The 7539-nt window shown below is 59.6% G+C and carries 11 protein-coding genes; all 11 read left to right on the top strand.

Features of this window, described 5'->3' with window-relative positions; genetic code table 11:
* On the top strand, positions 1-217 hold a 217-nt coding region (locus IT585_14845; protein ID MCC6964527.1), incomplete at its 5' end, for a hypothetical protein.
* Between the two features lie 8 nt (positions 218-225).
* Positions 226-531: an MTH1187 family thiamine-binding protein gene (locus IT585_14840; GenBank protein MCC6964526.1), complete on the top strand. Its 306-nt coding sequence runs from the start codon at positions 226-228 to the stop codon at positions 529-531.
* Positions 532-533: 2 nt separating this feature from the next.
* The gene (locus IT585_14835) at positions 534-878 is read left to right on the top strand and encodes a divalent-cation tolerance protein CutA (protein MCC6964525.1); all 345 of its coding nucleotides are present in this window, start codon (positions 534-536) and stop codon (positions 876-878) included.
* A 10-nt stretch (positions 879-888) separates the two neighbouring features.
* On the top strand, positions 889-1671 hold the full coding sequence (locus IT585_14830) for an SAM-dependent chlorinase/fluorinase (GenBank protein ID MCC6964524.1): 783 nt from the start codon (positions 889-891) through the stop codon (positions 1669-1671).
* A complete protein-coding gene (gene nrdR / locus IT585_14825) occupies positions 1668-2117 on the top strand; it encodes a transcriptional repressor NrdR (protein ID MCC6964523.1) in 450 nt (149 codons plus the stop codon). Before IT585_14830 ends, nrdR begins: the two co-directional genes overlap by 4 nt.
* Positions 2118-2126: 9 nt before the next feature.
* A complete protein-coding gene (gene tatC / locus IT585_14820; protein ID MCC6964522.1) occupies positions 2127-2864 on the top strand; it encodes a twin-arginine translocase subunit TatC in 738 nt (245 codons plus the stop codon).
* A 451-nt stretch (positions 2865-3315) separates the two neighbouring features.
* Positions 3316-4767, top strand: a complete 1452-nt coding sequence (locus IT585_14815) for a hypothetical protein (GenBank protein ID MCC6964521.1) — start codon at positions 3316-3318, stop codon at positions 4765-4767.
* Positions 4768-4870: 103 nt separating this feature from the next.
* Complete coding sequence (locus tag IT585_14810) at positions 4871-5056, top strand: 4Fe-4S binding protein (GenBank protein MCC6964520.1); 186 nt, start codon at positions 4871-4873, stop codon at positions 5054-5056.
* Positions 5057-5120: 64 nt separating this feature from the next.
* Positions 5121-5324, top strand: coding sequence for a LapA family protein (locus IT585_14805; protein ID MCC6964519.1), 204 nt, complete (start codon positions 5121-5123; stop codon positions 5322-5324).
* Complete coding sequence (locus tag IT585_14800; protein ID MCC6964518.1) at positions 5311-5742, top strand: archease; 432 nt, start codon at positions 5311-5313, stop codon at positions 5740-5742. Before IT585_14805 ends, IT585_14800 begins: the two co-directional genes overlap by 14 nt.
* Positions 5739-7190: an RtcB family protein gene (locus IT585_14795; GenBank protein MCC6964517.1), complete on the top strand. Its 1452-nt coding sequence runs from the start codon at positions 5739-5741 to the stop codon at positions 7188-7190. The genes IT585_14800 and IT585_14795 overlap by 4 nt, the downstream gene beginning before the upstream one ends.
* Positions 7191-7539: the final 349 nt, after the last annotated feature.

Genomic DNA, 7539 nt, shown 5'->3' with positions numbered 1-7539 from the left:
CTCCGGCATTCGCATCGGCGCGCCTGCCGTTACGACGCGTGGCATGAAGGAAGCCGAGATGAAACAGATCGCGGCGCTCATCGACCGCGCCATCAAGAACCTCGATAACCAGGACGAACTCGCGCGCGTCCGCCGCGATGTCGAGACGCTCTGCGACCGCTTCCCGCTCTATCTCGAACGTTTTGACGGGGATGTCGTCCCGCAGGTCCTGCATTAGGAGTCGCGATGCTGGTGGAATTCTCAATCGTACCGATGGGTGTCGGCGAATCAGTGTCCAAAGAGGTCGCTAAAGTCATCGACATCATCGACCGCTCCGGCCTCAACTACCGTACCCACGCTATGGGCACCATCATCGAAGGTGACTGGGAGCAGTGCCTGGCGCTGATTAAACAATGCCACGATGCCGTCCGCGCCGCGGCCCCGCGCGTCTACACCCGCATCGCCATCGATGACCGCGCCGGCGGCAAGAGCACCATGGACCGCAAGCTCAAGTCGGTGCGCGAAAAATTGGGCCGCGAATTCAAGGAGTAAGCATGAGTCAGCCCGTGATTGTGCATTCGACCTGCGCCGATGAGACTAAGGCGCGCCAGGTCGCCCTGGCCCTGGTCGAGCAACGCATCGCCGCCTGCGTCAATATCGTTCCCGGCGTCACCTCGATCTATCGCTGGGAGGACAAGATCAACACCGATTCCGAGTTTCTGCTGATCATCAAGTCGCAGAAGGATCACGTCCCCTCAATCCGGCAAGTCCTCCAGGAACTCTCCGGCTATGATGTCCCCGAGGTGATCGCGATGGACATCATCGACGGCTCGGCGCACTACCTCGACTGGCTGATTGCCGAGACGCGCCAGCAGACCCCGGAAAACACCTCGGAGTGAGGCCGCCGCCGTGGGCACGATTGCGCTCCTGACCGACTACGGCCTCAACGACGGTTTCGTCGGTATGCTCAAGGGCGCCATCAAGACTGTTGCACCCGCGACCGACATCATCGACATCACCCATCACATCAACTCCTTTGATATCCGCTCGGCAGCCTTTCTGCTCGAAAAGTCGTATCGCTACTTTCCGCCCGCGACCGTCTTTCTGGTCGTCGTCGATCCCGGCGTCGGTACCGAGCGCCGCCTCCTCGCCGCTGCCGCCGGCGGCTACACTTTCGTCGCCCCCGACAACGGTGTCCTCAGTTCCGTGCTTGCGCAGTTTGATAAAAAAACCGTTCATTCCGTCGGCAATGAAGTTCTCTCTCCGCAATCCGTGGGCGCCACGTTTCATGGCCGCGATATCATGGCGCCGATCGCCGCGCAACTGGCGCAGGGAACACCGCTCTCCGGAGTCGGCCCGATGATCAGTTCGTATGCCATCCTCCCGCAGCCCAGCCTGCTGCGCAACGATCGCGGCGTTATCGGTGAAATCGTTTACGTCGACAAGTTCGGCAATCTCATCAGCAACATCACCCGCCGTGATCTGCCTTCGGGCGTCGCGCCCGAGCATCTGCGCTGCACCATTGGCCCGGCGCGCGATATCCAGTTCGTCGCCAGCTATGCCGCCGCCGTCGACCTCGCCGCGATCATCTCCGGTTTTGACACCGTGGAAATATTTGTCAACCAGGGCAGCGCCGCTGCGCGCTTTGCCAAGCCCGTCGGAATGACCCTTGCAGTTGAGGCTGTTGCATGAAGTGCCCGTTTTGCGGTGAAGAATCCGACAAGGTTATCGATTCGCGCTCGGTGCAGGAGGGGATCGCCGTCCGCCGCCGCCGCGAGTGCCAGTCCTGCGGCGAACGCTATACCACCTACGAGTACGTCGAGCGCGTCTCCCTGACCGTCATCAAGTCCGACGAGCGCCGTGAACCCTACGACCGCACCAAGCTCCTGCGCGGAATCCAGATCTCGCTCGCCAAACGCCCCGTCTCCGAGAAGCACATCCTCGCGCTCGTTGAAGACGTCGAAAACGAACTCTTCAAAATGAACAAGACCGAGGTTTCCTCCAAGGTCATCGGCGAGTTGGTCATGGAGCGTCTGCGCAATCTCGATGAGGTCGCTTACGTGCGCTTTGCGTCGGTCTACCGCAAGTTCCAGGACAAAACCGAGTTCGTCGACGAACTCAAGAATCTCCTGAAATAGCCGCGCCGCATGGTTGACGTTCACCAGACCGAGCAGGACGGGCAGGGCGGGGAACTCCCGTTTCTCGGCCACATCGAGGAGCTGCGCCAGCGCCTGATCAAGGTCATCGTTGCGATCCTCGTCTTCGCCGTCGCCGCTTACTTCTTCTCGGAACAGCTCGTTGACTACCTGATCAAACCGATCGGCACCGTCTATTTCCGCCAGCCCACCGGCGCCTTTATGATCCGGCTGAAAGTCGCCGGCTTCGCCGGCCTCGTGCTCGCGATTCCGGTCGTGCTCTATCAGTTCTGGATGTTCGTCATTCCCGGTCTTTACAAACGCGAAATCAAATACCTGATTCCGGTGACGATCCTCGGCACCTTCTTCTTTTTCGGTGGCTGGGCCTTTTGCTTCTTCCTCGTCATCCCACAGGCGATGGATTTTCTGCGTTCTTTCGCCACCCCGAATCTATTGCCGCTGATCGACGTTTCCGAGTATTTCTCTTTTGTCTTCTGGATGTGTGTCGCTTTCGGCGCCGTCTTTCAACTTCCCATCATCGCCTATTTCCTCGGCAAGATCGGCCTGATCGCGCCCTCGACTCTGCGCAAAGGCCGCCGCATCGCCATTGTCATCATCCTCGTTGTCGCCGCCCTGATCACGCCCACCCCTGATGCTTTCAGCATGCTGCTGCTGGCCGTCCCCCTGTACATCCTTTACGAAGTCTCGATCTTCGTCGTCCGTTTCACCGGCGTCCGCCGCGACGAATAACCACCGCCGCGTCATCTCAGTCTGGCGCTCCCCACAGTCCTCTCCGGTAGGTCAGACATTCCTGTCTGGTACTTCTCACAACCCGCGATTCTGGTGGGTCGGACATTCCTGTCTGACATCGGCCACGACGAATCCACTCCGGCAGACAAGAATGTCTATCCTACCGGGAGCTCATCGATGACAACACCGGGCGCCGCGACATCTGTACTCACCACCAGAGAATCATTCCCCTCTTGAGAGGGGTGGATCGAGCCCGCCTCGCAACATCAACACCATCCGCACTCCACGACTCGTCTCGAAACCACTCCTGATGCCCATCAGGCGGGCTCGAGACGGGGTGTGTCGGCCGAAGTCCCCGATGACTACCGACCCAAATACCCCTTGTCGCCCCTTGAAATGCCCCTATATTGCCAAGCCTATGACTCTCGCATCGCGCGCATTCGCCGCAATTTTGCTTCTCGCTCTTGCCGCAACAACCCTCGCCCAGCCGCGCCCGCTGCGTCTGGAAGACCGCTACAAGGCGGGCGACGTCGTCGAATTCCGCATCGACAGGCGCGGCAAGACGATCGGCAACCAGCGCGCCGAATGCCTCGGCTGGCGACAGACCGATGACGATTCGCTGGTCTACTTCACCATGACGACCAAGTCGATCTTCGAGCGTTCCGGCCGCACCCTCGATCTCGACGTCACTTCCGAAATCGGCTATCGTCCCAACGGCCTCCCGCGCCGTTACGACTTTGAGCTCAAACTACTCAACGCCACCGTGACTCACACCGGTACATTCACCGGCAAGGAGTACTTCGGCAAATCGGTCCGCCTCGGCGTCGATCAACCATTCTCGATCCCGACCCAGCGCTGGCCGATCCTGCTCGACAACAATTTCGCCCTGCAGTGGGAAATCGCCATGTATCTCATCAATCGCGAGCCCGGCGACTCGGTCTTTGTCGATGCCATGATCCCGCAGTTGAACCAACTGCTGCCGCTGCGCATCACCGTCATGCCCAACGAACGACTCAGCTTCGGCGGGGAGGACCTCCGCGTCAGAGTCCTCCGTCTCGATCCCGTCAATCAGGTCTTCTACATCGACGACGCCGGCCGCTTGCTCAAAGCCGTCGACAAGGCCAACGAAATCACTGTCACGCGCCTGGCCGCCGGCGAATCCGCTCAAATCGAACGCCGATCGTTCTTTGCACTGCTCTTTGACCGCTTTCCGAACTATCTGATCCTGGCGGCCCTGGCGGCAGCCTGGATGGTCTTTTACTGCCGCAAGGAATGGCGCGCTCCGGCTGTCGCCATCGTCTTCTTGGCCGGCATCGGTTTGTATTGGCTGTCAATCCAGATCTTGCCCGCCATCCAGAGCGCCTACTTCGGCTTCGCGATCAACCCACGCTCGCCTTCCGCCAGCGTCTATCTGACCTTGCTCGGCTCCGCGCTGATCTTCGCCCTCGTCGAATTGATCGCGATCGTCATCCCGGTCGCGGCCGCGTCCACGGTTCGCCCCTTCAAGAATGCCGCCGTCGCCATTGCCATCGGCGCAGCGTGCGGTATTGGCTATGGAGTGATGCAGGCTATGAATCTTACTGCCTTCCTTCCGGACGGCTCCCTGCAATACAAAGCCGACCTGATTCACAAATTCGCCTCGATCGGTATCAACGGTATCTGCGGCGCGATGTTCGGGATCATTCTGGGCGGGAGGCTTCAAGCCGTTTATTATCTAATTCCGATCGGATTCAAGACTCTGTTCAATTGGGAAGGAGTATTCTTGCAGAAGGGCGTGCTCACAATTCCCCAGCATGGCGTTATCGGACTTCTGGTTGCGATCGCCGCTGCAGTGGTGTTGTGGTTGCTCTCCCGACGTCTCGGCAACTTCAGGATTTCGGCGGCGCAAAACAGGACTAAATGAGCATTTTTACGCTTGCGTGCCGATACCTTGTGTGTATATTCACAAGCGATGCGGCAGAGGACTGACGCATCGACTTCACGCTGTCGCAGGAGGTTTTGATAGTATGGCGATGAAAATCACTGATGAATGCACGGCCTGTGGACTCTGTCTGCCGGAGTGCCCCAACGACGCCATTTCCGAAGGGGATATCTACGTGATTGATGCTGCCAAGTGTGACGAGTGTGCGGGTGTGGACGGCGGAAGCCGCTGCGTCGCCATTTGTCCGGTTGATTGTATCATAAAAGCGTAACGAATTCAGATCGTTTTATTTGTGCCGGCCTTTCGCAAGGCCGGCTCTTTTTTTATCTTACGGCATGTTCACCGGCAAGCAAGCCTTCATCATCATCCTGATCCTGCTGACGGTCGTCCTCCTGGTCCAGAACTCCGGCCACGTCCGTATCCAGTTCACATTCTTCTACTTCACCATGCCGTTGACTGTCCTGATCCTGATTGCCGTCGGCATCGGCATCGTGCTCGGCTTCTGGCTCGACCGTCCCAAGGGCAGTGGCAAAAAGTAGATTCCGGTATCTGGAGGACGTCGCCACCGCCGACGCCGCCTTCGAGGCCTACGGCGCCTCCCTGGGCGAACTCTTTGCCAACGCCGCCGCCGCCATGTTCAACGTCATGGCACCTCTGGAGTCGATTCAACCGCTGCAGTCGCGCGAGCTGACCGTCATGGCTGATGGCATCGAGGAACTCCTCTTTTCCTGGCTGGCCGAACTCGTCTATTTGAAAGACATTCACAGCGAGCTCTATTCCGATTTTGAAGTCGCCGTCGATCCGGCCTCCTTCACCGTCAGCGCCACCGTTCGCGGCGATTCGCTCGACAACCTCCGTAGCCAGACACACACGGATGTCAAGGCCGTCACGTATCACCGTTTGGCAATCACCCAAACCGCCGAAGGATTCACTGCGACTGCAGTGCTCGACCTATGAAGTATCCGGTTACCAAGATTCGCGACGGTGTCTGGGAAATCGATCCCCGCTGCAAACCCGGGATGCGCGTCCCGGCGCGACTCTACTCCAGCGAGAAACTGCTCGCGCAACTTGATGACGGCGTCTTCGAGCAGGTCACCAACGTCGCCATGCTTCCCGGCATCGTCGGCCATGCCCTCTGCATGCCCGACGGCCACTGGGGTTACGGTTTTCCGATCGGCGGCGTCGCGGCCTTCTCGCTGGACGACGGCGTCATCTCGCCGGGCGGCATCGGCTTCGATATCAACTGCGGCATGCGCCTGATCCGCACCAATCTCACCCTCGAGGAAATCCAGCCCAAACTGCCGCGACTGCTCGACCGGCTCTTTCAACTTGTTCCGGCCGGCGTCGGCGTCAAAGGCTCGGTGCATCTATCCAAGAAGGAATTCGCCAACGTCCTCGTCGAGGGCGTTGACTGGTGCGTCAAGAATGGCTACGGCTATAACGCCGACCGCGAGTCGGTCGAACAGCGTGGCCAGATTCCCAACGCCGATCCCGACCAGGTCTCCGAGAAGGCTTCTGAGCGCGGTCGCTCGCAACTCGGCACGCTCGGCTCCGGCAATCACTACCTCGAAATCGAAGTCATCAAACCGGAGAACATCTTTGACGAGGCAATCGCCCGCCGCTTCGGCATCGACCGCCCCAACCAGATTGTCGTCCTGATCCACTGCGGCTCGCGTGGCTGCGGACATCAGGTCGCCACCGACCACTTGCAGGTCTTTGCTAAGGCGATGCAAAAATACGGCATCCGCACCAACGACCGCGAACTCGCCTGCGCGCCGTTCAATTCGCCGGAAGGGCAGTCCTACTTCAAGGGCATGGCCTGCGCCGCCAACAACGCCTTCGCCAATCGCCAGATCATCGTCCACCACGTCCGCCAGGCCTTTGTCGAAGTCCTCGGCATTCCGGAACACCAACTCGGACTGGAGACGATCTACGATGTCGCCCACAACATCGCCAAGATCGAGACCTACGATATCGCCGGGAAAAAGCAGAAGGTCATCGTGCACCGCAAAGGTGCTACCCGCGCCTTCGGCCCCGACAATCCCGATGTCCCTGAAAAGTATCGCGATATCGGCCAGCCGGTGCTGGTCGGCGGTTCGATGCAGACCGGCTCGTACTTGCTCGTCGGCACTTCCCGCGCGATGGACGAAACCTACGGCTCAACCTTGCACGGCTCGGGCCGTACGATGTCGCGCATGCAGGCCAAGAAGATGGTGCGGGGCTCGGAGTTGATCCAGAAAATGGCGGAGGATGGCATCATGGTGCGCGCTGCCTCGTTGAGCGGTCTCGCTGAGGAGGTCGGCTTCGCCTACAAGCAGATCGACGACGTCATCAGCGCCGTCGACGATATCGGCATCTCCCGCAAGGTCGCCAAACTCGTCCCCATCGGCAACATCAAGGGCTAACCGCGAAGGCCAACCACATGGGCTAACCACAAAGGCCAATCACGAAATTTAGTCGGTGTGGCACTCAGGATTGAGGTGGGTTGAAGCTCGAGTAGGGCAGGTCTCGGTTGCGACCTCCATCATCCCAAATCCTGCGCCCCGAAGACCTGCCGCACACGCTGTTCCGGTTTCCCGCCTCCGCGCGAACGACCCCGACGTCCCTCTCCCTCTGGGAAAGAGGTCGGGGGTGAGGGTGATGATCCTTCGCCTCTGAATTACAACTGCCGCCCCTTTACCGCGGCGCCCCACATCCCGCCGACCACTCCGGACAGCTTGGCGGCGCCTCCGTGAAGGTGAAAATGTAACTGAG

The sequence above is a fragment of the Candidatus Zixiibacteriota bacterium genome, from assembly GCA_020853795.1.
Lineage (GTDB): Bacteria > Zixibacteria > MSB-5A5 > CAIYYT01 > CAIYYT01 > JADJGC01.
The sequence above is the reverse complement of the archived record's forward strand: the minus strand, read 5'-3'. Positions and strand labels throughout refer to the sequence as shown.